Annotated in this window: 21 protein-coding genes; 6 read left to right on the top strand and 15 right to left on the bottom strand. The window is 71.6% G+C overall.

Features of this window, described 5'->3' with window-relative positions:
* The first annotated feature begins 220 nt into the window (after window positions 1–220).
* Window positions 221–1,624 carry a hypothetical protein gene (locus ACGFNH_RS12480; protein ID WP_393653047.1) on the top strand — a complete coding sequence of 468 codons (1,404 nt, stop codon included), beginning with the start codon at window positions 221–223 and terminating at the stop codon, window positions 1,622–1,624.
* A 64-nt stretch (window positions 1,625–1,688) separates the two neighbouring features.
* On the opposite strand, the gene ACGFNH_RS12475 is transcribed toward ACGFNH_RS12480, so the two are convergent.
* Together ACGFNH_RS12475 and ACGFNH_RS12470 are read right to left on the bottom strand one after the other, a co-directional pair.
* Window positions 1,689–2,483, bottom strand: a complete 795-nt coding sequence (locus tag ACGFNH_RS12475) for a polysaccharide deacetylase family protein (RefSeq protein WP_393653046.1) — start codon at window positions 2,481–2,483, stop codon at window positions 1,689–1,691.
* Window positions 2,484–2,550: 67 nt separating this feature from the next.
* On the bottom strand, window positions 2,551–2,721 hold the full coding sequence (locus tag ACGFNH_RS12470) for a hypothetical protein (protein WP_393653045.1): 171 nt from the start codon (window positions 2,719–2,721) through the stop codon (window positions 2,551–2,553).
* A 156-nt stretch (window positions 2,722–2,877) separates the two neighbouring features.
* Between ACGFNH_RS12470 and ACGFNH_RS12465 the strand changes: the two genes are divergently transcribed.
* Together ACGFNH_RS12465 and ACGFNH_RS12460 are read left to right on the top strand one after the other, a co-directional pair.
* On the top strand, window positions 2,878–4,110 hold the full coding sequence (locus ACGFNH_RS12465) for a sensor histidine kinase (protein ID WP_393653044.1): 1,233 nt from the start codon (window positions 2,878–2,880) through the stop codon (window positions 4,108–4,110).
* A 40-nt stretch (window positions 4,111–4,150) separates the two neighbouring features.
* On the top strand, window positions 4,151–4,858 hold the full coding sequence (locus ACGFNH_RS12460; RefSeq protein ID WP_393653043.1) for a response regulator: 708 nt from the start codon (window positions 4,151–4,153) through the stop codon (window positions 4,856–4,858).
* 360 nt (window positions 4,859–5,218) lie between these two features.
* Here the strand turns inward: ACGFNH_RS12460 and ACGFNH_RS12455 are convergent, their stop codons facing one another.
* Window positions 5,219–5,611: a RidA family protein gene (locus ACGFNH_RS12455; protein ID WP_393653547.1), complete on the bottom strand. Its 393-nt coding sequence runs from the start codon at window positions 5,609–5,611 to the stop codon at window positions 5,219–5,221.
* 242 nt (window positions 5,612–5,853) lie between these two features.
* On the bottom strand, window positions 5,854–7,014 hold the full coding sequence (locus tag ACGFNH_RS12450; RefSeq protein WP_393653042.1) for an acyl-CoA dehydrogenase family protein: 1,161 nt from the start codon (window positions 7,012–7,014) through the stop codon (window positions 5,854–5,856).
* 122 nt (window positions 7,015–7,136) lie between these two features.
* Here ACGFNH_RS12450 and ACGFNH_RS12445 point away from each other — a divergent pair, with 122 nt between their 5' ends.
* Window positions 7,137–8,846, top strand: a complete 1,710-nt coding sequence (locus ACGFNH_RS12445; protein ID WP_393653041.1) for an AMP-binding protein — start codon at window positions 7,137–7,139, stop codon at window positions 8,844–8,846.
* 4 nt (window positions 8,847–8,850) lie between these two features.
* The gene (locus tag ACGFNH_RS12440; RefSeq protein WP_393653040.1) at window positions 8,851–9,678 is read left to right on the top strand and encodes a PaaX family transcriptional regulator C-terminal domain-containing protein; all 828 of its coding nucleotides are present in this window, start codon (window positions 8,851–8,853) and stop codon (window positions 9,676–9,678) included.
* Between the two features lie 130 nt (window positions 9,679–9,808).
* Here the strand turns inward: ACGFNH_RS12440 and ACGFNH_RS12435 are convergent, their stop codons facing one another.
* From ACGFNH_RS12435 to ACGFNH_RS12390, 10 genes are all read right to left on the bottom strand, one after another.
* Window positions 9,809–12,115, bottom strand: a complete 2,307-nt coding sequence (locus ACGFNH_RS12435) for a bifunctional salicylyl-CoA 5-hydroxylase/oxidoreductase (protein WP_393653545.1) — start codon at window positions 12,113–12,115, stop codon at window positions 9,809–9,811.
* A 14-nt stretch (window positions 12,116–12,129) separates the two neighbouring features.
* On the bottom strand, window positions 12,130–12,957 hold the full coding sequence (locus ACGFNH_RS12430) for an enoyl-CoA hydratase family protein (protein WP_393653039.1): 828 nt from the start codon (window positions 12,955–12,957) through the stop codon (window positions 12,130–12,132).
* 304 nt (window positions 12,958–13,261) lie between these two features.
* Window positions 13,262–14,272: an ornithine carbamoyltransferase gene (argF, locus tag ACGFNH_RS12425; protein ID WP_393653038.1), complete on the bottom strand. Its 1,011-nt coding sequence runs from the start codon at window positions 14,270–14,272 to the stop codon at window positions 13,262–13,264.
* A gap of 90 nt (window positions 14,273–14,362) precedes the next feature.
* Window positions 14,363–15,592 carry an arginine deiminase gene (locus ACGFNH_RS12420; RefSeq protein WP_393653037.1) on the bottom strand — a complete coding sequence of 410 codons (1,230 nt, stop codon included), beginning with the start codon at window positions 15,590–15,592 and terminating at the stop codon, window positions 14,363–14,365.
* A gap of 67 nt (window positions 15,593–15,659) precedes the next feature.
* Window positions 15,660–17,381: an acyl-CoA dehydrogenase family protein gene (locus ACGFNH_RS12415; protein ID WP_393653036.1), complete on the bottom strand. Its 1,722-nt coding sequence runs from the start codon at window positions 17,379–17,381 to the stop codon at window positions 15,660–15,662.
* A gap of 81 nt (window positions 17,382–17,462) precedes the next feature.
* A complete protein-coding gene (locus ACGFNH_RS12410) occupies window positions 17,463–18,011 on the bottom strand; it encodes a PadR family transcriptional regulator (RefSeq protein WP_393653035.1) in 549 nt (182 codons plus the stop codon).
* 169 nt (window positions 18,012–18,180) lie between these two features.
* Entirely contained in the window at window positions 18,181–20,880 is a 2,700-nt protein-coding gene (locus tag ACGFNH_RS12405; RefSeq protein ID WP_393653034.1) for a polynucleotide kinase-phosphatase, read from the bottom strand.
* Window positions 20,877–22,469, bottom strand: coding sequence for a 3' terminal RNA ribose 2'-O-methyltransferase Hen1 (locus tag ACGFNH_RS12400; RefSeq protein WP_393653033.1), 1,593 nt, complete (start codon window positions 22,467–22,469; stop codon window positions 20,877–20,879). The genes ACGFNH_RS12405 and ACGFNH_RS12400 overlap by 4 nt, the downstream gene beginning before the upstream one ends.
* Before the next feature lie 105 nt (window positions 22,470–22,574).
* Entirely contained in the window at window positions 22,575–23,489 is a 915-nt protein-coding gene (locus ACGFNH_RS12395) for an alpha/beta fold hydrolase (RefSeq protein ID WP_393653032.1), read from the bottom strand.
* Window positions 23,490–23,797: 308 nt separating this feature from the next.
* Window positions 23,798–24,064, bottom strand: coding sequence for a hypothetical protein (locus ACGFNH_RS12390; protein ID WP_393653031.1), 267 nt, complete (start codon window positions 24,062–24,064; stop codon window positions 23,798–23,800).
* A 1,256-nt stretch (window positions 24,065–25,320) separates the two neighbouring features.
* On the opposite strand from ACGFNH_RS12390, the gene ACGFNH_RS12385 reads away from it, so the two are divergent.
* Window positions 25,321–25,524, top strand: a complete 204-nt coding sequence (locus ACGFNH_RS12385; protein WP_393653030.1) for a hypothetical protein — start codon at window positions 25,321–25,323, stop codon at window positions 25,522–25,524.
* A 252-nt stretch (window positions 25,525–25,776) separates the two neighbouring features.
* On the opposite strand, the gene mmuM is transcribed toward ACGFNH_RS12385, so the two are convergent.
* Complete coding sequence (gene mmuM / locus ACGFNH_RS12380) at window positions 25,777–26,712, bottom strand: homocysteine S-methyltransferase (RefSeq protein ID WP_393653029.1); 936 nt, start codon at window positions 26,710–26,712, stop codon at window positions 25,777–25,779.

Here is a 26,712-nt window from a genome sequence, read left to right as displayed (position 1 = left end):
GTCGCCCACTGCGGTTCCGCGATGGACGACCGGCCGGCCGGCGTGCACTCGACGCTGATCAACCCCGCACTGCCGCGCTTCGGAAGACTTCCGTAGGCTCCTCGTGGAGGTTCCCCGGCAACGTCATCCTGGGCGGCCTCGGCGTCCAGCCCCGTCACCACCATGGCCATACGACGGCTGGACACGAACGGCTGGACACCATCGGAGAGGTCTTCGGGTGATGCACGAAACAGTCGCTGCTGTCCGGTCCGGCAACTCGCGTCGGTTCGGCGCGTGGTGCGCCGGCTTCGGATGCGCGGCCTGGACGGCCGTCCTCGGGCTATGGCTGTTCAACTCGGATCCGGCCATGCGCCGGTCGGCCATCCTGATCTCGCTGGGTTGTGTCCTGGCATGCGCCACCCTGGTACTTCTGCACCAGCGCAGGATGGGTGGGCGGCAACAATTCAGCGCCGTGGCCGCGGAGGAGTTCGCCACTACGAACACAGAGATGGACGGGGACGGGGACGCATCCCCGGTACTCCCACGGACGATTCCTTCCCGGTGGGGCCAGGTGCTGCGGACCCAGTGCCTCGGTCTCGGTGCCTTCGCCCTGTGTACGGGTCTGCTCGCGATGGCAGCCGGGACACCGCAAAGGCCGGACCTGGTGGAGCGGATCCAGTCAGCCGGTGCGGACTTCGCCCAAGTCCCGGTCGGCAAGGTCATCGATTCCCAGTACCACGACCCGAGTAGAGGCAAGAGCTACTACGTATCGACAGCGGTTGTTCGGCTGCCGGACGGAACCACGTCCGTGCCCGCGACAGTGAGCGCCGAATCGCACGATGAACTGCGCCCGGGTGACCGGGTATCCGTGTTGTACGCGCCTGCCGAGCCACGACTGGGTGCGGTGGCGGGAGATGAACACACCCTCGGCCACGAGGTGCGGGGAGACACGCTGCCGCGCTCCTCGGTCACGATCCTCCTGGCCGTGTGGGGTTTTGTCCTCTGCGTGGCCATCGGCAGGCCGATCAGAGCGCTGGGGCTGCGTTCCTTCTCCCGTTTGGGACGACGGGACAAGGCCGTACGAGGCACATGTTCGGGCGCCCGCAAGGACGACAAGGCAAAGGGCCTGGGCATCAACACCGGCGCGGGCACCGTTCACTTCCTGCTGAACATCACGGAACACGATCTGCCCCCTGCGGTCACGGGGCAGCCGTTGTGGCTGTCGTGGGACGCCCGCCACGGAAGTGGCGGTAGGAGCGGTTCGCCGAAGACGACGCCCGCCGTTCTGGTTTCCGACGCGGGATGGGTGGCGCACGGATCACTCAAGGTCGCTCACGCACGGACCTTGTCCGACAGTGGCGCGCCCGTGGAGAAGCTGGATCCCTCAGGATCCCAACGACCGCTCCGGCTCTGGGACCCGCATGCCCAGTGGCCGCGCTACGTCGGGGTGATGACGCTGGGTTGCTTCACGGTTGCCATCGCCTGTGCCGCGTTGCTGATGTTCGATGTCAGCGGGGGGTGGCGGTGGGCAGTGGGCTTCACGGGCTTCCTCTGCGGTGGCGCGTTGCTCGCGGGCTCGTACCTCGGGGACGCCTCGGGAAACGAGGAGGGCACCCAGGCAGCCGGGGGGCTTTCGTCACGGTGACGGCGTCGCCGGGCCCGGCCCGGCGACGCCCGTCGCACCGCGCCGCCCCGCCTTCCGTTCCGGCTCACGGCCGGTAGACCTCCCCCGGCACCGGGACGCCCGGTGCGAGAAGCTGCGGCACCGTGACGAAGGTGAACCCCTGCTTCTTCAACTGCTCGATGATGCCGGGCACGGCGGGCACCGTCCCCGGGTAGATGTCGTGCAGCAGGATGATGCCGTCGCGGTCGGCACCCTCAAGGGTGCGCTGCTCGATGAGGGCGGAGTCGTTCGTCTCGTAGTCCTTGGCGGTGACGCTCCACAGGACCTGGGCCAGGCCGAGTTCCTTGCTGATCTTCGAGACGGTCTCGTCGGTACGGCCCTGGGGAGGGCGCATCAGCCGGGGGCGGTGTCCGGTGATCTTCTCGATCGCGCGCTGGGGACGGTCGAGTTCCTCGCGTATCCGGTCGTCGGAGACGTCGGTCAGGCGCGGGTGCGACCAGGTGTGGTTCGCGACTTCGTGGCCCTCGTCGGCGATCCGGCGGACGGTGTCGGGGTACCGCTCGATGTGGCGCTTGCCGAGCAGGAAGAAGGTGGCGGGCACCCGTTCCTTCTTCAGGGTGTCCAGCAGCCGCGGGGTGGCGGGGCCGGGTCCGGCGTCGAAGGTGAGGGCGATGCACTTCGCCTTCTCGCAGTCGACGGCCCCGGAACCGCCCCGTCGCGCCTTCCCCAGCGATCCGGCCTCCGCTCCTTCCGCCCTCGCGGTTTCCGGCGAGACGGTGTCGACGGAGGAGCATCCGGTCAGCCCCAGGGTCAGGGAAACCGCAGCCAGCGGTACCAGTACGGCGCGGGCTATCGCCCTCAGGGACGGCTTTCCGGACACGGGCGGATCTCTCTTTCGGGCAGGCGGAACCAGGCCCGCGGCGGGCGGTCGTGTGGAAAAGTCCTGATCACCGATGCGGCGTCGAGGCCGCGGCGGGCACCGCGAACGCCGCGGACACCGAGGTGAGCGCCGCATCGAACGCCGAGGTGAGCGTCGCGTCGAACACCGAGTTGAACGCCGCCGTGGCCACCGTCCGTACGTCCGGCTGCGCGCCGTCCGGAGTGCGGAAGCGGGACACCTCGTCGCATCAGGACCACGACATTAAGCCGGGCACAACCGGCATTTCGTCACACGAGGCGGCCAATTCCCGTCTCACCCCCGAGGTTGACTCCAGGGGTAGGGATCACCCTCTGAGGTGACGCGCTCCGCCTTCCCGTGCCCAAGAATCGACGCCATGACGTCCCCCACCTGGACCGGTTTCCGGTCGAGCGTCGAGTCCGCCCATGTGGCACCGCGCGCCGTGGTCACGTCCCCGGTCTACCCGTGGGCGAGCGGAGCGCTGCTGACCTGTGCCGCGTACGTACTGGTGGAGCGCACGCCCGGGACCTCTGAACTCGATCTGGCGATGGCGATCGTGGCCGTGGCCGCCCTGATGTGGCGGCGGGCGCGTCCGGCCGTCGCCGTCGTCGCGGTGCTCGCGGCGCTGGCGAGCATCCTGTTCTGGCGCGAGGTGTTCGCGACGTCGGCCGTCGCAGGGCTGATCGGCTTCTACACCCTCGCCCGGCACCGCATCCTGCCGTCCGTCGTGCTCCACATCGCCGCCGTCTCCTCCGCGGCGGTGCTCCAGGCGGGGCACCTCATCGCGTACGGGTTCCTGCTCCCGTCGCTGCACCAGGCGTACTGGCTGACGTACTACACGGAGTTCTTCGTGCTCGCCGCCAGCATGGTGACCGCGGTCAGCATCGGGGACGCGGTGCGCAGCCGGGAGGAGCGCTCCACCGCCCACGCCCGGCTGATCGCGGTGGAGCGGCGCCGGGCCGCCGACGCCGAACGGGCCGCCATCGCACGCGAGTTGCACGACGTGGTGTCCCACTCGGTCTCGATGATCGCGGTGCAGGCCGAGAGCGCCACGTACACCACACCGGGCCTCCCGCCCGAGGGGCGCGAGGCGTTCCAGCTCATCGCGGGCACCGCACGCGACTCGCTCTGCGAGCTGCGGAACCTCCTCAACGCCCTGCGCACGGACGGCGGAGAAAAGAGCGGGGTGGCGCCCCAGCCCACCCTGGACCGGCTCGCCGACCTGCTCGAACAGCACCGGACGGTCGGTGGCAGCGCCGAACTGCGGTCCGAGGACCCCCGGCCCGTCCTCCTCCCGTCCGTGGAGCTGTCCGTCTACCGCATCGTCCAGGAGGCCCTGACCAACGCCCGCCGCCACGCGCCCGGTGCGCACACCGTGGTCGCCCTCGCCCGCCGGCCGGACCGCATACTGCTCCGGATCACCGACGACGGCCCGGGGCCGCCCAAGGAGAAGCCGCCCGGCGGGCACGGCATCATCGGCATGCGGGAGCGGGTCACGCTGCTGGGCGGCGACCTGTCCACAGGTACGGGACCGGGGGGCGGTTTCCTCATCGAGGCGTGGTTCCCGCTGCTCCCCCTCGCCGAGGATCCGGGGAGGTCATCGTCGTGAACGGGCGGAGCGGACGGCGCCGGAGAGATGGTGCGGCGCCATGGTGATACGGGCGATCATCGCGGACGACCAGGCCATGGTGCGCAGCGGCTTTGTGAACCTGCTGGCCACGCAGGACGACATCGAGGTGGTCGGCGAGGCCGAGGACGGGGAGGAAGCGGTCCGGATCGTGGCCGAGCAGCGCCCGGACGTCGCGCTGCTCGACATCCGCATGCCGCGGATGAACGGCATCGAGGCGGCACGCGCCATACTCGCCCCGCGCGGCGAGACACCCGACGGCGGAACGCCCGACGACAGGACGCCCTGCGACGGGACCAAAGTCCTGATGCTCACCACCTTCGGGCTGGACGAGTACGTCTACGACGCCCTGGCCGCCGGAGCCAGCGGCTTTCTGCTCAAGGACGCGACCTTCGCCGAACTGCTGCACGCGGTACGGGTGGTGGCCGAGGGCAACGCCCTGCTTGCTCCCGAGGTGACCAAGCGCCTCATCGCCGATTTCGCACGCCAGCGCGGCCCCCGGCGGCCCCCGACCTCCGTCCGGGACCTCACGGCGCGCGAGGTCGAGGTGCTCACGCTCATCGGCCAGGGACTGAACAACACCGAGATCGCCGAGCGCCTCACGATCAGCGACAACACGCTGAAGACCCATATCAACCGGCTGTTCGGCAAGATGCGGCTACGGGACCGGGCACAGGCCGTGATCCTCGCGTATGAGCTGCGCCTGGTGGCCCCGCGCGCGGCGGGCTGACCGTACGCCGTACGCCGCACGCCGCCGTCGCCGTACCGGCACGCCCCCGCCGCGTCCCGGGGCGGAACCGAAGTCCCGTAACAGGACCGCGCTTCCGGCCTGACCACGACCCACGGCCGGACCACACCCACGGCCGGACCGCGCGCTCCGATGAGGCCGGGGACTGCGGCAGGCCAAGCCCCGCGGCCGCACCGAGTCTTCAGGCGGAACGTCTCCCAACTACCCTGCCACGCCCTGTGGCAGGACCGAGCCCTGTGGCAGGACCGAGCCCTGTGGCAGGGCAAGCTCTGCGGCCGCTATCGCGCACGGCGACGGGACCGCGTCCCGCGGCAGGACCGAGCCCTGCCGCGGGGCTGCCTCCTACGGCAGGACCGCGAACCCGTCCACCTCGACCATCGCCTGCTCGTCCCAGAGTCTGACCACCCCGATCAGCGCCATCGCCGGGTAGTCCCGGCCCGCCAACCGGCGCCAGATGCGGCCGAGTTCGGCCGCGTGGTGACGGTAGTCGGCGACATCCGTGGCGTAGACGGTGACACGCGCGAGGTGCTCGGGCCCCCCGCCCGCGGCGCGCAGGGCCGCGAGGAGGTTGGTGAGCGCGGTGCCGAACTGCTCCGGCAACGTCTCCCCCACGACCTTGCCGTCGCCGTCGAGGGCCGTCTGCCCGGCGAGGAAGACCAGCCGGCTGCCGGTTGCGGTCACGGCATGGCTGAAGCCCGTCGGCGGGGACAGCTCGGGCGGGTTGATACGCGTCAGGGCGCCTCGCCCCGCGCCCTCCACACCGCGCGCGCGACCCGCACCGCCCGCACCGCGCGCGCGACCCGCACCGCCCGCGCCACCCGCACCGCCCGCGCCACCCGCACCGCCCGCGCCACCCGCACTGCCCGCACTGCCCGCACTGCCCGCACCGCCGACACTGCCCGCACCACCCGCACGATCCGCGCCGTCCGCGCCGTCCGCGCCACCCGCGCCACCCGGGCCGCCGTTCGTGTCCTCACTCATCGGTACAGCTCCTTCGCGATGATGGTGCGCTGGACCTCGGTGGCGCCCTCGTAGATCCGCGGCGCCCGGACCTCCCGGTAGAGGTGCTCCAGCAGATGCCCCGCCTGAAGGGCGCGCGCGCCGTGGATCTGGACCGCGGCGTCGACCACGTACTGCGCCGTCTCCGTGGCGAGCAGCTTGGCCATGGCCGCGCGCTTGGCGACATCGGCGGCACCTCTGTCGTACGCGGCCGCGGCCGCGTGGACGAGCAGCCGAGCCGCCTCTGTACGGGTCGCCATCTCGGCGAGCTGGTGGGAGACGGACTGGAGGTCCTTCAGCGGCCCGCCGAACGCGGTGCGCCGCGCCGCGTGCGCCAGTGCCGCGTCGAGCGCGGCCTGCGCCATCCCGACGGCGAACGCGCCGACGCTCGGCCGGAAGAGGTTCAGGGTCCGCATGGCGACGCCGAAGCCCTGGCCGGGCTCGCCCAGCACATCGTCGGGGGTGACCGGTACGCCGTCGAAGCGCACGGAGCCGATGGGATGCGGGGAGAGCATGTCGAGCCGCTCGCCCGACAGGCCGGGGCGGTCGGCCGGGACGAGGAAGGCCGTGATGCCACGGGCACCCGCGCCCTCACCCGTGCGGGCGAAGACACTGTAGAAATCGGCTTCGGGGGCGTTCGAGATCCAGCACTTCTCGCCCGTCAGCCGCCAGCCGCCGGCCCCGTCGGCTTCCGCGGCGAGCTCCAGCGCGGCCGCGTCGGAGCCGGCCGCGGGCTCGCTCAGCGCGAACGCGGCGACCGCCCGGCCGGAAACCACCTCGGGGATCCAGCGTGCACGCTGCTCCCCGCTGCCCGCCTGGACCACCGGGTACGCGCCCAGGCCCTGCAGGGCGAGCGCGGTCTCCGCCTCGGTGCACTCCCGGGCCAGGGACTCGCGCAGCAGGCACAGGTCCAGGGCCGAGACACGCCTCTCCCCCGCGGGAACGCCGGAGGGCGCGCCGGGTGCCCATCCGGGGAACACCCGCTCCAGCAGGCCGAGTTCACCGAGTGCGGCCACCAGGGGCCGGTTGACCCGGCCGGGCTCGCCCTTCTCGGCGAGCGGCCGCAGCCGCTCCGCGGCCGTCCCGCGCACCTGCGCACACCATTCCTCTTGCTCCGGATCGAGCGCGAACACGGGCATCGGGAACCCTCTCTCGTATCGCGGACTCTTGACTGTCGTCACCATCACGTTACGCTCATCCGCAACCGCACGGGCCTGAATCCACCCCATTCAAGGACCGCGTACGAGGGGGCACACCCGCCATGGAGCTCAAGCCGTCAGCTCACCGAGACACCTTCGCACGCGACCACCTGCCGCCACCGGACCAGTGGCCGGAGCTGCTCTTCGACCTGCCCGGAGTGCGCTACCCGGACCGGCTCAACTGCGGCGCCGAGCTGCTGGACACCACGGTGGAGCGGTTCGGCCCCGACCGGCCCGCGTTCGTCGACGGCACGGGCGAGATCTGGTCGTACGGCGAGCTGCGCGCCCGCGTCGACCGGATCGCGCATGTCCTCACCTCCGATCTCGGCGTCGTGCCGGGCAACCGCGTCCTGCTGCGCGGCCCCACCACGCCCCATCTCGCCGCCTGCTGGCTCGCCGTGATGAAGGCGGGCGCGGTCGCCGTCACCGTGCTCGCCGCGCAGCGCCCGCTGGAGCTCGCGGGCATCTGCGAGACGGCCCGGATCCGGCACGCGCTGTGCGACATCCGCGCCGTCGACGACCTGGTGAAGGCCGAGGTTCCGGAACTGCGGATCTGCACCTACGGCGGGGAGGGCCCCGAGGACCTCCTCTCCCGGAGCGCGTCCCACCCCGAGGTCTACGAGGCCGTCGCCACCTCCGCGGACGACGTGGCGCTGATCGCCTTCACCTCCGGCACCACGGGACGGCCCAAGGGGTGCATGCACTTCCACCGCGATGTGCTCGCCATCGCCGACACCTTCTCCGAGCACGTGCTGAAGCCCCGCCCGGAAGACCTGTTCGCGGGCAGCCCGCCGCTCGGCTTCACCTTCGGCCTCGGCGGCCTGGTGATCTTCCCGATGCGGGCCGGGGCGTCCGCGCTGCTGCTGGAGCAGTCCGGACCGCGGCAGCTCCCGGAGGCGATCGAACGCCACCGGGTGTCGGTCCTCTTCACCGCCCCCACCGCGTACCGGGCGATGCTCGACGGGCTCGACAGCCACGATCTGTCCTCGCTGCGCCGCTGCGTCTCGGCCGGGGAGAACCTCCCCGAGGCCGTCTGGACCGCCTGGCACGAGCGGACCGGGATCCCGATCATCAACGGCATCGGGGCGACCGAGCTGCTGCACATCTTCATCTCCGCCGCCGACGAGGCGATCCGGCCCGGCACCACCGGGGTTCCCGTGCCCGGCTTCCAGGCTCGCGTCGTGGGCGCGGACGGGCTGCCCGTCCCGGACGGCGAACCGGGGCTGCTCGCGGTGCGCGGCCCGACGGGCTGCCGCTATCTGGCCGACGAACGGCAGCGGGAGTACGTCCGGGACGGCTGGAACATGACCGGCGACACCTACGTACGGGAGCCCGACGGCTGGTTCCGCTACGTCGCCCGCGCCGACGACATGATCATTTCCGCCGGGTACAACATCGCAGGGCCCGAGGTCGAGGACGCCCTGCTCCGCCACCCCGACGTCCTGGAGGCGGCGGTCGTCGGCCGGCCGGACGAGGAGCGGGGCCAGGTCGTGGTGGCGTACGCGGTCCTGCGCGAGGGCGCGCGCCGGGATGCCCAAGCCGTCGCCTCCTTGCGGGAGTTCGTCAAGGCGGGGATAGCGCCGTACAAGTGCCCGCGCGAGATCGTCTTCCTCGACGCACTGCCCCGTACGGCGACGGGCAAGCTGCAGCGCTTCCGGCTCCGCAACGCGGAGGCCGAGCGTGCGGAGGCCGAGCGTGCGGAGACGGACACCGGGCGGAGCGGGGCGGACACCGGGCGGACAACCTCACCGTCCGCTCACCCTCTAGAGTGATCACGTGGCCGAGCACACCCCCCGTTCCCTGATCGTCACGCTCTACGGCGCGTACGGGCGCGGGCGCACACCCGGGGACGAGCCGCTGCCGATCGCCGCACTGATCCGGCTCCTGGGTGCGGTGGAGGTGGACCCGCCGTCGGTCCGCTCAGCCGTCTCCCGGCTGAAGCGGCGCGGACTGCTGGCCCCGGCCCGTACGGCCGACGGCGCGGCCGGGTATGTCCTCTCAGAGGGCGCCCGGCAGCTCCTGGACGACGGCGACCGCCGCATCTTCGGCCGCCGGCCGCCGCGGCTGGCCGACGGCTGGGTCCTGGCCGTCTTCTCCGTCCCCGAGCACGAGCGGAACAAGCGCCATCTGCTGCGCTCCCGGCTGGCCCGCCTCGGATTCGGCACGGCCGCTCCGGGCGTATGGATCGCCCCCGCGCATCTGCTGGAGGAGACCCGCCACACCTTGGGTCGGCTCGAACTCGCCCCGTACGTCGACCTGTTCACCGGTTCGCACACCGGGTTCGAGCCGACACCCGGCGCGGTGGCCCGCTGGTGGGACCTGGACGCGATCGCAAAACTCCACCAGGCGTTCCTGGACGAGCACGAGCCGATGCTCCGGCGCTGGACGTCGCGGCGGACGACGGACCGCGAGGAGGCGTACCGCGACCATCTGCTGATGATCGACTCCTGGCGGCACGTCCCGTACGCGGACCCGGGCCTGGCCCCCGAGCTCCTCCCCGCCGACTGGCCGGGCGCCCGCAGCGCGGAGGTCTTCACGGCCCTCCACGCCAGACTCCGCACTCCGGCGACGGCCTACGCGCGGAGCGTGCTGTCGGCGGCATGACCCCGGCCGCTGCCGATCGTTGGTTCATCCGACCACTTCCCCGCGCGGGGACTATTCCGACCATGTCGGGGCGGACCTTCGGTGACCAGGAGGGAGCAGCGATGGCGATGCCCGCCGATCCGCCGATCCGTCAGCTCTTCCCGCCCGCCCCCAGGCTCAGCCTCGGCTTCGGGCCGTCCGTGCGGCCCGTCGGCGGGGTGCGGCTGCCCGCCTGGTACGGGAGCGGCCAGGGGGCGCCGGGGCCCGTGTAGCCCTGTTCGGCCGCGGCGTGGAGCGTCCAGTGCGGGTCGTAGAGGTGCGGGCGGGCGAGGGCACAGAGGTCGGTGCGGCCCGCGAGCACCAGTGAATTGACGTCGTCCCAGGAGGAGATGGCGCCGACCGCGATGACCGGGACGCCGAGGGTGTTGCGGATCCGGTCGGCGTACGGCGTCTGGTACGAGCGTCCGTACTCCGGCCGCTCCTCGGGCACCACCTGGCCGGTGGAGACGTCGATGGCGTCCGCGCCGTGGGCGGCGAAGGCGCGGGCGATCTCGACGGCGTCCTCGCCCGTGGTGCCGCCCTCGGCCCAGTCCGTGGCCGAGATGCGGACGGTCATCGGCCGGTCGTCCGGCCACACCTCCCGTACGGCGTCGAAGACTTCGAGGGGGAAGCGCAGCCGCGCGGTGAGGTCGCCGCCGTAGGCGTCGGTGCGCCGGTTGGTCAGCGGGGAGAGGAAGCTGGAGAGCAAGTAGCCGTGGGCGCAGTGGAGTTCGAGAAGGTCGAACCCGGCGTCCGCGGCGCGGCGGGCCGCTGCCGTGAACTGCTCGCGGATTCCGGCCAGTTCGGAGGCGTCCGGCGCGTGCGGCACCTGGTTGACACCCGACCGGTACGGCAGCGGCGAGGGAGCCACCACCGGCCAGTTGCCCTCCAGGAGCGGCTGGTCGATGCCGTCCCACATGAGCCGGGTGGAACCCTTGCGGCCGGAGTGACCGAGCTGGACTCCGACGGCGGCGCCCGGCGCCTGGGCGTGGACGAAGTCGGTGACGCGCCGCCACGCCGTCTCGTGCCCGGGTTCGTACAGTCCCGCGCAGCCGGGGGTGATCCGCCCCTCGGGGCTCACACACACCATCTCGGTCATGACCAGGCCGGCGCCGCCGAGGGCCCGCGCGCCGAGGTGGACGAGGTGGAAGTCGCCCGGGGTGCCGTCCTCGGCGGAGTACATGTCCATGGGCGAGACGACGACACGGTTGCGCAGGGTCAGTCCGCGCAGCCGGAGCGGCGTGAACATCGGCGGTGTTCCGGGCTCCACGCCCGTCTCCCGCTCGACGGCGGCGACGAACCCCGGGTCGCGCAGCCGCAGATTGTCGTGGGTGATGCGGCGGCTGCGGGTCAGCAGATTGAATGCGAACTGCCGTGGCGGCTGGTCGAGATACGTGCCGAGGTCCTCGAACCACTCCAGGCTCGCGCGGGCGGCGCGCTGCGTCGACTGCACGACGGGGCGCCGCTCGGTCTCGTACGCGGCCAGCGCCGCGGGCAGGTCGGGCTGCTCCTCCAGGCAGGCGGCGAGCGCGAGGGCGTCCTCGACGGCGAGCTTGGTGCCGGAGCCGATGGAGAAGTGGGCGGTGTGGGCCGCGTCGCCGAGCAGCACCGTATTGCCGTGCGACCAGCGGTCGTTGACGACCGTACGGAAGGCGATCCAGCTGGAGTTGTTGCCACGCAGCGGACGGCCGCCGAGCGCGTCGGCGAAGATCTTCGCGCACGCTTCCGTGGACTCGGTCTCGTCGCACCGGTCGAGGCCGGCGCTGCTCCAGACCTCTTCGCGCATCTCGACGATGACGGTGGACGCGCCGTGCGGGTGCCGCGCCGTGCCGGGAGGGGCGTAGGGGTAGCCGTGGAGCTGCATGACGCCGTGCTCGGTCTCGGCGATCTCGAAGCGGAAGGCGTCGAAGGCGAAGTCGGCGGCGAGCCAGATGTAGCGGCAGCGGTGGGTCTCGATCCGGGGCCGGTACGCGTCGCGGGCGGCGTCCCGCGTCAGGCTGTGCACGCCGTCGGCCGCGATCACCAGGTCGTGGCGGGCGGCGAGTTCGGCCGCGGGCGGCGCCTCGGCGCGGAAGCGCAGCTCGACGCCGAGGCCGCGGCAGCGTTCGTGGAGGATCTCCAGGAGCCGGCGGCGGCCGAGGGCGGCGAAGCCGTGGCCGCCGGAGGAGAGGGTGTGCCCGCGGTGCACGACGTCGATGGCATCCCAGCGGACGAACTCGGCCTGGAGCGCGCGGTGGACGACGGGGTCGGCGTGCTCGATGCCGCCGAGCGTCTCGTCGGAGAGGACGACCCCGAATCCGAAGGTGTCGTCGGGGGCGTTGCGCTCCCAGACGGTGACCTCCCGCGCCGGGTCGAGGCGTTTGAGGAGCGCGGCCGCGTACAGCCCGCCCGGACCTCCGCCGACGACCGCGATCCGCATCGGGCCGGACCCGGCTACCTGCCCTGCCACTTGGGCTGCCTCTTCTCGGTGAACGCGGCGTGGAACTCGGCGTAGTCGTCGCTGTTCATCAGCAGCGCCTGCGTGGAGGCGTCCATCTCGATCGAAGCGGCGAGCGGCATGTCGAGTTCGGCGGTGAGCAGGGCCTTGGTCTGGGCGTGGGCCATCGCGGGGCCGTCGGCGAGCCGCCGGGCGAGGGCGCTCGCCTCGGCATGGGCCTGCCCCTCTTCGGTGAGCACGCTGATGAGGCCGATCCGCTCGGCCTCCGGCGCGCGGACCGGCTCGCCGAGCATCAGCAGCCGGGTGGCGTGCCCGAGCCCGACCACGCGCGGCAGCAGATAGGCCGCGCCCATGTCGCCGCCCGACAGCCCGACCTTGGTGAAGAGGAACGCGAAGCGGGCCGACGGGTCGGCGACACGGAAGTCGGCGGCGAGCGCGAGGACGGCACCGGCTCCGGCCGCGACGCCGTGGACCGCGGCGACCACCGGGAACGGGCACTCGCGCAGCGCCCGGACGACCTGCCCGGTCATGCGGTTGAAGTCGAGCAACTGGGAGGTGTCCATGGAGAGCGTGGCGCCGATGATCTCGTCCACGTCGCCGCCGGAGCAGAAGCCCCGGCCCTCGCCGCCGAGCACCAGGGCACGCACGGACCCGTCCCGGGCCAACTCGGCGATGAGGTCGCGCAGATCGGCGTACGCCTCGAAGGTCAGGGCGTTCAGCTTGTCGGGGCGGTCGAGGGTGACGGTGACGACTCCCCCGTCCCGGGTGAGGCGGAAGTGCCGCCATTCCTCGGTCGCTCGGGCGGAACCGGTGAACGGGCTCATGGAGTACGGCCTCCCTCGCCGGACGGCTGATACCTGCCCACCGAAGCTATCACCTCTTCATGACTGTCGTCACGAGTACGCGATACGACTGAAGACGCCTGCGGCCGTTCCGGAGTTCCGGTGGGTCGCGGGTGGCGGGTCGTGGAAGGCGCCCGAGTCGGGCGGGCGGGCGTACGTCAAGGCGGGCCCCTGCGGTCGGGCGGGCAGGCCGTGCCCTCGGGCGGACAGACCGTATGCCGGTCGGGCGGACAGGCAGTGGGACGGTCGGCGGTCGGGCGGTTCGGGCCGGCGATCCGCCGTGCGGTCAGGCAGCGGGCCCGGCGAGAGTGGCGACCAGCACGGCCTTGATGGTGTGCATCCGGTTCTCCGCCTCGTCGAAGACCACCGAGTGCTCCGACTCGAAGACCTCGTCGGTGACCTCGAGCGAGGTCAGCCCGTGGCGCGCGTGGATCTCCCGACCGAGCACCGTACCGAGGTCGTGGAAGGCGGGCAGGCAGTGCAGGAACTTCACGTCCGGGCGGCCGGTGGCGCGCAGCACGTCCATCGTGACCGCGTACGGCCCGAGCAGCTCGATCCGCTCGTCCCAGACCTCCTTCGGCTCTCCCATCGACACCCAAACGTCGGTGGCGATGAAGTCCGCCCCCCGCACGCCCTCGCTGACGTCCTCGGTGAGGGTCACCCGCGCGCCGGAGGAGGCCGCCAGCTCGCGGGCGCGGGCGATGATCGCGTCCGCGGGCCAGAGCCGGCGGGGCGCCACGATCCGTACGTCCATGCCGAGCAGCGCGCCCGTGACGAGGTAGGAGTTGCCCATGTTGTTGCGGGCATCGCCGAGGTAGGCGAGGGCCTGCGACTCCAGGGAGCCCTCGCTGTGCTCGACGATGGTGAGCACGTCGGCGAGCATCTGGGTCGGGTGCCAGGTGTCGGTGAGACCGTTGAGCACCGGGACCCCGGCGTGCTCCGCCAGCTCTTCCACGACGTCCTGGCCGTGGCCCCGGTACTCGATGGCGTCGAACATCCGGCCCAGCACGCGGGCGGTGTCCTTCACCGACTCCTTGTGCCCGATCTGCGAGCCGGCGGGGTCGAGATACGTGGTCGAGGCTCCCTGGTCGGCCGCGGCGACCTCGAAGGCGCAGCGCGTCCGCGTGGAGGTCTTCTCGAAGACCAGGGCGATGTTCCTGCCCCGCAGTCGCTGCACCTCGGCACCGGCCCGCTTCGCCGCCTTCAGCTCCGCCGCCAGATCGAGGAGATGACGGAACTCCTCGGCGGTGAAGTCCAGCTCCTTGAGGAAGTGGCGGCCGGTGAGGTCTGTCGCCATCGGGGGGCTCCTCGGTCACGACTACGGCAATGTTCGATGGAAGTCTATACGACCACCCGCATCCCTATACGATCCCCTCCCCCGGGCGGCCTACCGCACGGGATCCCGCTCCACGGGACAGCTCATGCAGCGCGGGCCGCCCCGGCCCCGCCCCAGCTCACCGCCCGGGATCTCTATCACCTCGATGCCGTGCTTGCGGAGGAAGGTGTTGGTGGTCGCGTTGCGGTCGTAGGCCACGACCACGCCCGGCTCGACCGCCAGCACATTGCAGCCGTCGTCCCACTGCTCCCGCTCCGCCGAGTGCACGTCCTGCGTGGCCGTGAGGACGTTGATGCCGTCGAGGCCGAGCGCGGCCGCGATGGCCCGGTGCATGTGCTCCGGCGGATGGTCGGTGACCTTCAGCTCCTGCTCGCCCGAGCCGGGCTCGATGGTGTACGAGCGGAGCATCCCCAGCCCCGCGTACTGCGTGAAGGTGTCCCCGTCGACCATCGTCATGACCGTGTCCAGGTGCATGAACGCCCGAGCCTTCGGCATGTCGAGGGCGACGATCGTGCGCGCGGAACCCGCCGCGAAGAGGCCCCGGGCCAGCATCTCCACCGCCTGCGGCGCGGTCCGCTCGCTCATCCCGATGAGCACGGCGCCGTTGCCGATCACCAGCACGTCGCCGCCCTCGATCGTCGACGGATAGGCGCCCTGCCCCTCCGACCAGACGTGGAAGGCGCCGGACTGGGTGAACAGCGGATGGTGCCGGTAGATCGCCTCGGCGTGCACCGTCTCCCGCTGCCGGGCGGGCCAGCGCATCGCGTTGATCGACACACCGTCGTAGACCCAGGCGGAGGTGTCCCGGGTGAACAGATGGTTGGGCAGCGGCGCGAGCAGGAAGTCGTCCATGTCCATCACGTGGAACCGGACGGAGACCGGCTCGGGATGCCGCTCCAGGAACTCCCGCTTGGTCATGCCGCCGATGAGCGCCTCGACGAGTTCGGATATCGGCAGGTGCTCGAAGGCCGCCCGGAGGTGGTCGGTGGCCAGCGGGCCGTACTCCTTCTCGTCGAAGACCCGGTCCAGTACGAGCCGGCGCGCCTCGGGGATCTCCATGCTCTCGCCCAGCAGATCGCCGAAGAGATGGACCTCGACACCGAGCTCGCGGAGCACGTCCGCGAATCCGTCGTGCTCCTGCCGCGCCCGTCGCACCCAGAGCAGGTCGTCGAAGAGCAGTGCGTCCTTGTTGGACGGAGTGAGCCGCTTCAGTTCCAGGTCCGGGCGGTGCAGGATGACGCGGCGCAGCCGCCCGGCCTCGGAATCCACATGGAATGCCATGCACCCATCCTGGCCGAGGCGGGCGGCCTGCGCGGCTTTACTCAGGCCTTCTTTTCGTACACCGCTCTCACGGCTTCATCTCGTACGCGCCGGAGAGCGCCTCGACCCGGGCCCAGACGCGGGCCGAGCGGTCGGCGTCGGTGACGGGGCGGCGGACCGCGCCGAGCGCCCACTCCTGCTGCGCCTCGGTGGCCGAATCCTTGCCGTGCAGTTCGACGGCGTGGGCGGAGAAGTCGCGGACGAGCACGGAGAAGAGCTCGTCGAGGACGTCCCGGTCCAGTCCGGTGATCTCCGCCTGCTCCAGGATGAGCTGGCCGTGGACGACGAGCGCGAAGAGCTGGCCGAGGGCCAGGAGCAGGTCGAGGTCCTTGGCCTGCTCGGCGTCGGGGGCCGCGGTGGTGATGAGCGTGCACAGCGCGTCGGCCTGCTCGCGGAGACGGGCGACGTTGGGCAGGTCGGCGTGGGCGTCATAGGCGGCGCGCCAGTCGTGGAACTGGATGGCGCTCAGCCCCCGCGCCGCGCCCTGGCGGAAGAGGAAGGCGTCGTCGGCCGCGTCGTGGCGCGTGGGAACCGGGGCGTACTCCGCCGGGTTGAGGAGGTAGTTCCCCATGAACTTCAGGATCAGGGCGAGGTTGACGTGGACCGTGCCCTCCAGCTTGGGCAGGCCGCGGATCTCGACGGCCGCCTGGGAGAAGTAGGTGTCCTTCTCGAAGCCCTTGGCGGCGATGACGTCCCACAGGAGGTCGATGACCTTCTCGCCCTCGGTGGTCACCTTCATCTTCGTCATCGGGTTGAAGAGGAGGTAGCGGCGGTCCTCGGGGCTCGCGCTGCGGAAGTAGTCCACGGCCCGGTCGCTGAAGAGCTTCATGCCGGCGAGGCGGACATAGGCGTCGGTCATCTCGCGGCGCACATGGGCGAAGTCGGTGACGCGGCGGCCGTAGAGGATGCGGTTGTGGGCGTGGGTCACGGCCTCGTACATCGCGTGCTCGCATATGCCGACGGCGCCCGTGCACAGGTTGAACTTGCCGACGTTGACGGTGTTGAGCGCGGCGTCGAAGGCGGCGCGGCCGGTGTGCAGCACGTCCTCGGCGCGTACGGGGTAGCGCTCCAGGCGGAACTCGCTCACGTACTTGCCGGAGTCGACGACGTTCTTGACCAGGTGGTAGTCGGGGTGGCGGCTGTCCGCGGCGAAGAAGACGTAGCCCTCGGGCCCCTCGATGTCGGAGCGGCGGCCGAAGACGGAGACGATCCCGGCCGCGTTGCCGTTGCCGATGTAGTACTTGGAGCCGGTCGCGTGGAACCCGCCGTCCGCGTCCGGGGTGAGGATCATGTCGGTGCTGTAGATGTCGGCGCCGTGCGACTTCTCCGAGAGACCGAACGCGAACACCTCGCCCTGGTCGAGGAGTTCGGCTGCGCGGGCACGGGCGGACGCGTTGTCGCTCTGCCAGACGGGGCCGAGGCCGAGGATGGTGACCTGCCAGGCGTACCAGTAGTCCAGCCCGTAGAAGCCGAAGATCTCGTTGAGGGCGGCGATACGGGCGGTGTCCCAGCGCTTGCTCTCCTCGCCGCCTCCGTCGGCGGCCGGGGTGAGGAAGGTGGCGAAGAGGCGCTCCTTGGCGGCGAACGCGAGGAAGTCCTCCAGCCAGACACGGTTGCGGTAGTCCTCGATGAGCCGCCGCTTGCCGCGCTCCTCGAACCAGTCGACGGTGGCGCGCAGCAGGCGGCGCGTCTCGGGGTCGAAGTGGGCGGGGTCGTACGTGGCGGGGTTGAACAGCAGGGCGTCGGCCATGATGCGAGCGCCTTCCTGGGCGAGGGTGAGAGGGCGTACTGAAGTGAGCGGATGACGTGCTGAGGTGAGCGGATCGCGGTGCTAGGCGCCGCCGCCGATACGGCGCAGGGTCGCCAGGACGTCGTCGAGCCAGTCGAGGGTCATGCGCTCATAGGCGATGCCGCCGCGCAGGACGACGTGCTGGAGTTCCTGTCCGGGGTCGAGGGCGCCGGGGTCGGGGAAGTCGCGTTCCTCCCCGGAGAGATAGCGGGCGAGCCGCTCGGCATGGGCGGACCGGTGCCGTTCCACCTCGGCGATCAGTGCCGTGGGGTCGTCGAACGCGGCACCGCGGACCTTGACCGCCAGGTCGTGGCGGACGCTCTCCGGCTCCACGGGTTCGTGCAGCCAGACCGAGAGCGCGGCCCGGCCCTCGTCGGCGACGGAGTAGACCTTCTTGTCCGGCCGGCCGTCCTGCGGCACGTCGCGGACGTCGATCCACCCGTCGCTCTCCATGCGCTTGAGCACGCGGTAGATCTGCTGGTGGGTCGCCGTCCAGAAGTGGCCGATGGACCGGTCGAACCGCCGGGCCAGCTCGTATCCGGAGCCGGGCTGCTCCAGCAGGGAGACGAGGATCGCGTGCTCGAGGGCCATGCCCGCAGTCTTCTATGCAACTCGTTGCATAGACAAGGGCGCGGCGGACCGGTGAGACACGGCTCACTCGGGGCCCGGGCCGGTTCGCGATGGCAGCGCGACAGCGGTGAAGCGCTCGGGGCGGGGCGGACCGTCCGATCCGCCCCGCCCCCGGTGGCCCCTCCCGCCGCTACAGCCGCGGGTCGACCGGCTCCGACTCCAGCGCCAGCACCGCGAAGACCGCCTCATGGACCCGCCACAGCGGCTCGCCGTCCGCCAGCCGGTCCAGGGCCTCCAGCCCCAGGGCGTACTCGCGCAGGGCCAGCGACCGCTTGTGCCCCAGGTGCCGGGCGCGCAGCCGCTCCAGATTCTCCGGCCGGGTGTACTCGGGTCCGTAGATGATCCGGAGGTACTCGCGGCCCCGGCACTTGATGCCCGGCTGGACCAGCCGCCCCGAGGCGTCGCGTACGAGCGCCTGCAGCGGCTTGACGACCATGCCCTCGCCGCCGGCCGCAGTCATCTCCAGCCACCAGTCCACGCCGTCCCGGACCGATTCCTCGTCGCCGGTGTCGACCGTCAGCCGCCGGGTGGTCCGGAGCAGCCCCGACGCGTCGTGGCCTATCAGCCGGTCGATCAGGGCCAGTTGCTCGTCATGCGGGAGCCCGGCGAGGCTGCGGCCCTGGACGGCCAGGATCTGGAACGGCGCCAGACGCACCCCCTCCAGCCCGTCGGTCGACCAGCAGTAGCGACGGTACGCCTCGGTGAACGCCGCGGCGTCCGCCGCCCGTTCGCGCTGGACGGCAGCCAGCCGGCCGACGTCCACCCCGCGCGCGGCCGCCGCTTCCAGCGCGGCGAGCGCGTCCGGGAAGACGGCACCGGAGGCGGCGCCCACGGCGGCGTACTGCGTGCGCAGCAGACCGGACGCCTTCAGCGACCACGGCATCAGCTCCGCGTCCAGCAGCAGCCAGTCGGTGGAGAGCTCCTCCCACAGACCGGCCGCAGTCACGGCGGCGCGCAGCCGTCCGAGGATCTCCTCGGTCATGGCCTCGTCGTCGAAGAAGGGACGGCCCGTACGGGTGTGCAGTACGCCGGTCGGGCCGGTCGCGCCGGACACTTCGGACGGTCCGGCCGCGGCGGACGAGCCGGCGGGGCCCGAGATCCCGAAGTGCTTCGCCGCCGTCTCCGCGTCACGGCAGACCAGCGCCACCGCCCGCGACCCCATGTGCTTCTCCTCGCACACGACCCGCCCGACCCCGTCCGCCCGGTACGAGGCGAACGCCTCCTCCGGGTGCTCCAGGAAACCCTCCCGCTTCGACGTCGCGGTCGGCGCCATGGTCGGCGGCACGTAGGCGAGCAGCCGCGGGTCGACGGCGAAGCGGCTCATGACCTCCAGCGCCGCCGCGGCGTTCTCCTCGCGCACCGCGATCCGCCCTGCGTGCCGCGTCTCCACGACCCGCCGCCCGTGGACGTCCGCGAGGTCGAGCGGCCGGCCGTCGTGGCCGCCCGGCGCCTGCGGGGCCAGCGGCTTCACGGGCTCGTACCAGACCTGCTCGGCGGGGGTGTCGACGATCTCGCGCTCCGGCCAGCGCAGCGCGGTCATCCGGCCACCGAAGACCGCGCCGGTGTCCAGGCAGATCGTGTTGTTGATCCACGAGGTGTTCGGGACGGGCGTGTGGCCGTAGACGACGGCCGCGCGGCCGCGGTACTCCTCGGCCCACGGATAGCGCACGGGCAGGCCGAACTCGTCCGTCTCGCCGGTGGTGTCACCGTAGAGGGCGTGCGAGCGGACCCGGCCGGAGGTGCGGCCGTGGTACTTCTCGGGCAGGCCGGCGTGGCAGACGACGAGTCTGCCCTCGTCCAGTACGTAGTGGCTGACGAGGGAGTCGATGAACTCCCGTACGCGCGTCCGGAACTCCTCGTCCTCCTTCTCCAACTGCTCGACGGTCTCGGCCAGTCCGTGGGTGTGCTGGACCTTGCGGCCCTTGAGGTGCCGGCCGAGCTTGTTCTCGTGGTTGCCGGGCACGCACAGCGCCGTGCCCGCGGCGACCATGCCCATCACCAGGCGCAGCACGCCCGGGCTGTCCGGGCCGCGGTCGACCAGGTCTCCGACGAAGACGGCCGTACGGCCCGCCGGCGGTACGGCGCCCACGGGGCGTCCCAGGGTGTCCCGCTCGACGGTGTAGCCGAGCGTGCCGAGCAGGGTCTCCAGCTCGGAAAGGCAGCCGTGGATGTCGCCGATGATGTCGAACGGGCCGGTGAGGTGCCGCAGATCGTTGTAGCGCCGTACGAAGGTGACCTCGGCGGCCTCGATCTCCTCCACACCGCGCAGGACGTGCACCGTGCGGAAGCCCTCGCGCTCCAAGTGCCTCAGCGAACGGTGCAGTTCGCGGCGGTGGCGCCGGATGACATGGCGGGGCAGGGCGGCGCGGTCGGGGCGGGTCGCGTTGCGCTCCGCGCACACCTCCTCGGGCACATCGAGGACGATGGCGACCGGGAGGACGTCGTGCTCCCGGGCCAGCCGGACGAGCTGCTTGCGGCTCTCGGACTGGACGCTCGTCGCGTCGATCACGGTCAGCCGGCCGGCCGCGAGCCGCTTGCCCGCGATGTAGTTCAGGACGTCGAAGGCGTCGCGGCTGGCGCTCTGGTCGTTCTCGTCGTCGCTGACGAGCCCGCGGCAGAAGTCGGAGGAGATCACCGACGTGGGCGTGAAGTGCCGTGCGGCGAAGGTGGACTTGCCGGAGCCGGTGGCGCCGATGAGGACGACGAGGGCGAGGTCGGTGACGGGCAGCGTGCGATTCCCCCGTTCCGCGGTGCGCTCCCCTGTGCGGTCCCCGGTGCGATCCCCGGTGGTCGTCGCGGTGGGCTCCGCGGCGTTCTCTTCCGTCGTCATGCGGCCTTCCCCTCCTTCGTGGTCTCGCGGGTTCCGGTGCCGGTTCCGGTGGCGGATTCGGTACCGGTTTCGGTGGCGGTTTCGGTGCTGTGGTGCTCAGCGGTGTGGTGCCGTTCCCTGCGGTCGTTCCCGCGGGGGCCGTCCTCCGAAGGATCGGCCCGGTGGAAGACGGCCATCTGGGTCGGCGGCCCCACCTCCGGGTCGTCGTCGCCGACGGGAGCGAACCCGACGCCGTAGCCGTACCGTTCGGCCACCTCCCGGGACCAGATCCGGAACTCCTCCCGCGTCCACTCGAAGCGGTGGTCCGCATGGCGTACGTGCCCGGCCGGGAGGGACTCCCAGCGCACGTTGTACTCGGAGTTGGGGGTGGTGACGAGGACGGTCCGCGGGCGGGCCGCGCCGAAGACGGCATACTCCAGGGCGGGCAGCCGAGGCGGGTCGACATGCTCCACGACCTCGCTCAGCACGGCCGCGTCGTACCCCTTGAGCCGTGCGTCGGTGTACGCGAGCGAGCCCTGCATCAGCGTCACCCGCTCCGCCTGCCGCTCTCCCATCCGCTCCAGCCGCAGCCTGCGGGCGGCGACCGTCAGCGCGCGCATGGACACATCGACGCCCACGATCTCGGTGAACCCCACGTCCTGGTGCAGCGCCTGGACCAACTGGCCCTGTCCGCAGCCGAGATCGAGCACCCGGCTCGCGCCGCACTCCCGCAGCGCCGCAACGATCGCCGCACGCCGCTGCACGGCCAGCGGCACCGGCTTCTCCTCGGTGTCCGTCGCCTCGTCGACCGCGTTGTCGATCTCCTCGACCTCGATGTCGTCGGCGTCGGCGAGCCGGACCAGCTCCAGCCGCTCCATCGCCTCCCGGGTCAGGCCGCGGCGGCGCGCGAGATAGCGGCTGGTGATCAACTGCTGCTCCGGGTGCCCGGACAGCCAGCCGTCGCCCGCGCGCAGCAGCTTGTCGACCTCGTCCGGGGCGACCCAGTAGTGCTTCGCGTCGTCGAGCACCGGCAGCAGTACGTACAGGTGGCGCAGCGCGTCGGCGAGCCGCACCTCGCCCTCCAGGGTCAGGCGTACGTACCGCGATTCGCCCCACTCGGGGAACTTCGGGTCCAGGGGCACGGGGTCGGCCGTGACGGTCCAGCCCAGCGGCGCGAAGAGGCGCGCAACGAGCTCGGGGCCGCCCCTGGCGGGCAGTGCGGGCACCTCGATGCGCAGCGGAAGCTGCACTTCCGGGAGCTCGGGCCGGGCCTTGCACTGTCCCTTGATCGCGCTGGAGAAGACGCTGCTGAGGGCCACGGCCAGCAGCGACGAGGCGGCGTACGGGCGGTCGTTGACGTATTGGGCGAGCGCCGTGTCGGGCGCCCCGCCGCGGCCCTTGCCCCGGCCGCGGCGCACCAGCGCCACCGGATCCACCTCCAGCAGCAGCGCGGCGGTGCAGCGCTCGGGCGTCGCCTCGGGGTAGAGGACGTGCGCGGTGCCGTGCGCGGTGGAGAACGCCTGCGCCTTCCCGGGATGCTTGTGCAGCAGGAATCCGAGATCGGTGGCGGGGCGTTCAGGGCTGCCGGTGGTACTGATCGTCAGGAACACGTGTCCGAGTATGGCCCGATGCGCACCCCGGCAACCAGGAAATTTCCTGCTCATATGCCGAGCGGGCAGACGGTGGGACCGCCGCTCGTGGGGCAGTGAGGGCCGTCAGTGGCGGGCCAGCCACGCGGCGATGGCATCAGCGATCCCGCTGCTGTTGTCCTCGGACATCAGCATGTGGCCGTTGCCGTGAACACCCTGGTCGCCCAGCAGATGGTGGTCGGCGTCCGCTCCCGTCTCGCGCAGCCATTCCGTGGTCGCGCGGTCCGTCGCCCCGGGGTGGTCGCTGTCGTCGGAACCGGTCAGGACGAGTACGGGCTTCCCGGCGAAGTGATCACGCCGTTCGACGGTGAGCTGCGCGCCGTGCAGGTTGGTGCGGCCCATGAGGAGCCGTACGGGGACCGGTGCCGTCTGCGCCAGGAGCGCCGGCACGTCCCGCGGGGCGAGGCGGGTGCCGGCGCCCATCAGCTTCCGCTCGACGAACTCGGTGGTCGGCCGCCAGACCCCCGTGCGGGGAACCGTCAGGGTGACGGACGGTGTGGCGATCGTGACCTCGGCCGCGGTCTCGTGCAGCGGCTCGGAGACGGGCTGGATATTCCCGGGCGGGCCGGGCGCGACCGCGACGAGGGCGCGGACGAGGTGGCCGTGGGTCTCCAGCACCTTGAAGCCGTACGGCCCCGCCATGGAATGCACGAGGAGCACCGTCCGCCGTCCCAGGTGGTCGAGCAGGGCGCACAGTGCCCGGGCCACGGTTTCCCCGTCGACGGCGTCGGGCGGGACGGAGGCACTGCGGCCGACGCCGGGCCAATCCGGGACGATCACGCGGTAGCCGTGGCGCGCGAAGTCGAAGGCCCAACCGGGCCTGCCGTCCGGCGTCGTGAGGTAGCAGGAACCGGAGAAGCCGCCTCCGTGGACCAGCACGATGGTGGGGTGCCCGGTACCGGATGCCCCCAGCTCCTCGTAGAACACCGGCGCCGGGCCGGGGACGTACCCGGCCCGGCGCAAGAGTCCGGTGTCAGTCATGGGCCGCGGTCACGCGCACGACGACGACGGCGACGGCGACGGGACGAAGCGGCGGGGTGTCCTGGGGGCGGTCTCTCCACGGTCCGCGGACGGCCGGAGCGTCGGCCCGTCTCGCGGCGGTTCTCCGCGGGTATCGCGTGATCGTCACGGTGGAGACCCTACGAGGCGGGCGGACCGCACTCCCGCAAGCGCCGCGCGGCCATCGGCCATTCGGTGCCGGGGCCCAGGCGGAACAACGGACCGCTCTCTCACCACACCGTTCGAGGAAGGCCACTTCCGAGAACGGTGCGGTGAGCGGCGGTGCTGGGCTACTGGTAGACGGAGCCGATGTTGCGGGAGGTGTCGATGGCCTGGCATTGGGCACTCGCGCGACCGCCGGAGAGAGTGGCCTCCAGGTTGTTGGGGTTGCCGCAATTATTGCTCTGGCGGCCTTCCTGCGCGATGTTCTGCTGGAACAGGTCACCATCGGAGGCGGAGCCGCCGCCTGCCGTCGCCTGCGGGCCATCCGCGAACGCGGTGCCCGTGCCGAGGGAGACCAGACCACTGACTGCCAGGACGACCATGGCAGCCGTCACCGTCCGTTGAACCTTCACTCGTGCGTCCCGGGAGGGAATTCCGAATAGCTTGGACTATCCGGACAACGAGCTTGCTTCATGGAGGGGTGCCCGAAGGCCCGCAATCCGCCCAAACGGCCCCACACGCTTGTCTCGCACGGAACAGCCTCGAGAGAAGAGCGAGTTGAGTCGAAGAGATGAAGAGCGTTATGTCTGCCGCAACCGGCATTGAGGGATTCGGGCAGGAGTTATGTCGGGGGGAACGGGCCCCCGACGCACCGGAATACCTATGAGGCATGTTCGTCGATTCGGGTTGTGGAGCACATCGGCCAGCGCATTGGGCCGTTTGGGAAATCGCGTAACGTCACGCGTATCCCCGCGTTGAGGAGAGTGCACTGAGAATGTGAATCCTTCTGCTGGAGCAGTGTGCGGCCTGGTCATCCTCTGCAGGGCCGCAGGGGCTCCGGGGCATGCCTCCCAAGGCACCTGCCTCGGGGCCCCTGCTCATGGGGGCGCTACCTCTCGTGGAGGCCCGACGGCCGCCGCCCGGCCAAGAGGCGGCCCCTTCACCCCCGTTGAAGCCTTCCCCGTGCATGCACCAGGGGCTGTTCGGCTTGGACGCGCACGTCGACCAGGCGCGTATGACAGCGCGACAGAAGGCACCCTCGGCGGCCGCCCCTCTTTGCTGCGCCCGCATCGTCCGGCCAGTGTCCCCGCGCCGTTGCGCGGGAACGCGGCCGCGCCGATGACCGTGGTCACCGGCGCGGCGGGGTCGGGCTGTGGCTGGTCGCGCCCGGGATCAGTGGCCCGCGCGGTGTTCACCCCTCTCCGAGAAGTAATGGGCTCCCACGTTCCGACCCACCGACCCACCGACCCACGAGCCGCGTTGACGCTCCTTACCGAAGTATCGGATTTACGCGCCCCCGGAGAGCACAGCCCTCGGCTTCCGAGCGCCTCTCACATGAACTACTGCAGCATCACCCCGAGGACAGGTGCAGCCACAAAACAGATCGACAGAGCTGCTCGTTGTCGCTGGTGAAGCGTGGGCTGTTCAAGGCGATTCCTTTCATGCCTCCATTTCCCTTTTCAAGAGCCGCCGTTGACCGGTTGCCCAAAAGGCTGATGAATCACAATGGGAGGCCGGAATGCACAAGAGCGCGGACACAAGGCGGCGACCGCAGCCATGGTGGTCCTGGCGGTGAGCGGGTGGGCATCCCTGGGCGCAGGCGCTCGCCGCGGACGGCCCAGGGGCATGGGCATCCGGCGGCTCCGCCACCGTGGGGGACCAGTTCCAGCAGAACACCGCGCAGTCCAGCCGCCAGAACAACAACGGCTCCAACCCCAACAACCTGGTCCTGACGCTCTTCGGCGCCCGGAACACCGACCAGTGCCGGGCCACCGAGGTCTCCCGCACCATCGGAACCATCAACCATGGGTGTGCGGCGGCGGCTTCACGGAAGGTTCGGCCCTCCGGCCACTGAGCGTCAGTGATCGCGGACCAGTAGCCCGGGTTCTGGCGCAGACGCCCTTCCCCGGCGAGGTGCGGGATACCTTCCCGCTCCGAGAGTCCTCGCCGGGGACAGGGCCAATGAACGATCGTTGCCCGGCCAACGCTGCTCCCTGTCACCAAAGGTGACGCCTGTGGGTCTGCGGCACTGTCGTGCGGCGGTGAGCACGCACTCTCGGACCGTTCATGGCGACGCATCACGCAAGCATGAGACCGCGAACCAAGATCACATTGACGAACGGCCCTGACCCGCCGTCCCGAGGCGGCGTGCCACCGCGGCGATCAGGTCCGGTCCCACCCGGCAGCAGCCGCCGATGAGCCGGGCCCCCGCGTCGCGCCAGTGCGCCGCCCGCGCGGGATCGTACGCGGAGCCGCCCCGCCAGCCGCGGGCGTCCGCGTCCCACACCTCCCCGCTGTTGGGGTAGACGACGACCGGCTTGCCGGTGACCTCCGCGGCGATCTCCACCGCGCGGTCTGCGTCGTGCGGATCGCAGCAGTTGACGCCGGCCGCGATGACGTGGGGACGGCCCGCGGCGAGAACCAGCGCCTCGTGCAGCGGCTGTCCGGCGCGGGTGGCCTCGCCCCGGACCGTGTACGAGAGCCAGACCGGAATCCCGGTCCTCTCGGTCACCCGCAGCAGCGCCTCCGCCTCGACCGCGTCCGGCACCGTCTCCAGGGCGAGCACATCCGGGCCCGCCTCGCAGAGCGTCTCGATCCGCGGCCGGTGGAAGCGCTCCAGCTCGCGCACGCTCAGCCCGTACCGGCCGCGGTACTCGCTGCCGTCGGCGAGCATCGCGCCGTAGGGGCCGACGGAGGCGGCGACCCACACCTCGCCCGCCCGGCACGCCGCGGCGTGCCGGGCGAGTTCGACGCTGCGCCGCAGCAGCACGGCAGTCTCCGCCCACCCCAGCCCCCGCCGGGCGAAGCCCTCGTACGTCGCCTGGTAGCTCGCCGTGATGAGCACCTGCGCCCCCGCCGCCGCGTACGCGATGTGCGCAGCCTCGATCTGCTGGGGCGCGTCGGCCAGCAGCCGCGCCGACCAGAGCGCGTCGCTCAGGTCGCAGCCCTGGTCGGCGAGTTGGTTGGAGAGCCCGCCGTCCAGGACGACGGGTCCTTCGGCAAGGGCGGCGGCCAGTGGCCTGGCGGGGGCATGGGCGGACAT

Origin of the sequence: Streptomyces sp. NPDC048639 (assembly GCF_043199075.1) — a bacterium.
Taxonomy (GTDB): domain Bacteria; phylum Actinomycetota; class Actinomycetes; order Streptomycetales; family Streptomycetaceae; genus Streptomyces.
This window is presented reverse-complemented; position numbering and strand designations above follow the sequence as displayed.

Excerpts from the sequence above, each read along its gene's own strand:
- ACGFNH_RS12480 (WP_393653047.1), top strand. The coding sequence starts at position 221 with ATGCACGAAACAGTCGCTGCTGTCCGGTCCGGCAACTCGCGTCGGTTC.
- ACGFNH_RS12465 (WP_393653044.1), top strand. The coding sequence starts at position 2,878 with ATGACGTCCCCCACCTGGACCGGTTTCCGGTCGAGCGTCGAGTCCGCC.
- ACGFNH_RS12460 (WP_393653043.1), top strand. The coding sequence starts at position 4,151 with ATGGTGATACGGGCGATCATCGCGGACGACCAGGCCATGGTGCGCAGC.
- ACGFNH_RS12450 (WP_393653042.1), bottom strand. The coding sequence starts at position 7,014 with ATGCCCGTGTTCGCGCTCGATCCGGAGCAAGAGGAATGGTGTGCGCAG.
- ACGFNH_RS12445 (WP_393653041.1), top strand. The coding sequence starts at position 7,137 with ATGGAGCTCAAGCCGTCAGCTCACCGAGACACCTTCGCACGCGACCAC.
- ACGFNH_RS12435 (WP_393653545.1), bottom strand. The coding sequence starts at position 12,115 with ATGCGGATCGCGGTCGTCGGCGGAGGTCCGGGCGGGCTGTACGCGGCC.
- ACGFNH_RS12430 (WP_393653039.1), bottom strand. The coding sequence starts at position 12,957 with ATGAGCCCGTTCACCGGTTCCGCCCGAGCGACCGAGGAATGGCGGCAC.
- argF (WP_393653038.1), bottom strand. The coding sequence starts at position 14,272 with ATGGCGACAGACCTCACCGGCCGCCACTTCCTCAAGGAGCTGGACTTC.
- ACGFNH_RS12420 (WP_393653037.1), bottom strand. The coding sequence starts at position 15,592 with ATGGCATTCCATGTGGATTCCGAGGCCGGGCGGCTGCGCCGCGTCATC.
- ACGFNH_RS12415 (WP_393653036.1), bottom strand. The coding sequence starts at position 17,381 with ATGGCCGACGCCCTGCTGTTCAACCCCGCCACGTACGACCCCGCCCAC.
- ACGFNH_RS12410 (WP_393653035.1), bottom strand. The coding sequence starts at position 18,011 with ATGGCCCTCGAGCACGCGATCCTCGTCTCCCTGCTGGAGCAGCCCGGC.
- ACGFNH_RS12405 (WP_393653034.1), bottom strand. The coding sequence starts at position 20,880 with ATGACGACGGAAGAGAACGCCGCGGAGCCCACCGCGACGACCACCGGG.
- ACGFNH_RS12395 (WP_393653032.1), bottom strand. The coding sequence starts at position 23,489 with ATGACTGACACCGGACTCTTGCGCCGGGCCGGGTACGTCCCCGGCCCG.
- mmuM (WP_393653029.1), bottom strand. The coding sequence starts at position 26,712 with ATGTCCGCCCATGCCCCCGCCAGGCCACTGGCCGCCGCCCTTGCCGAA.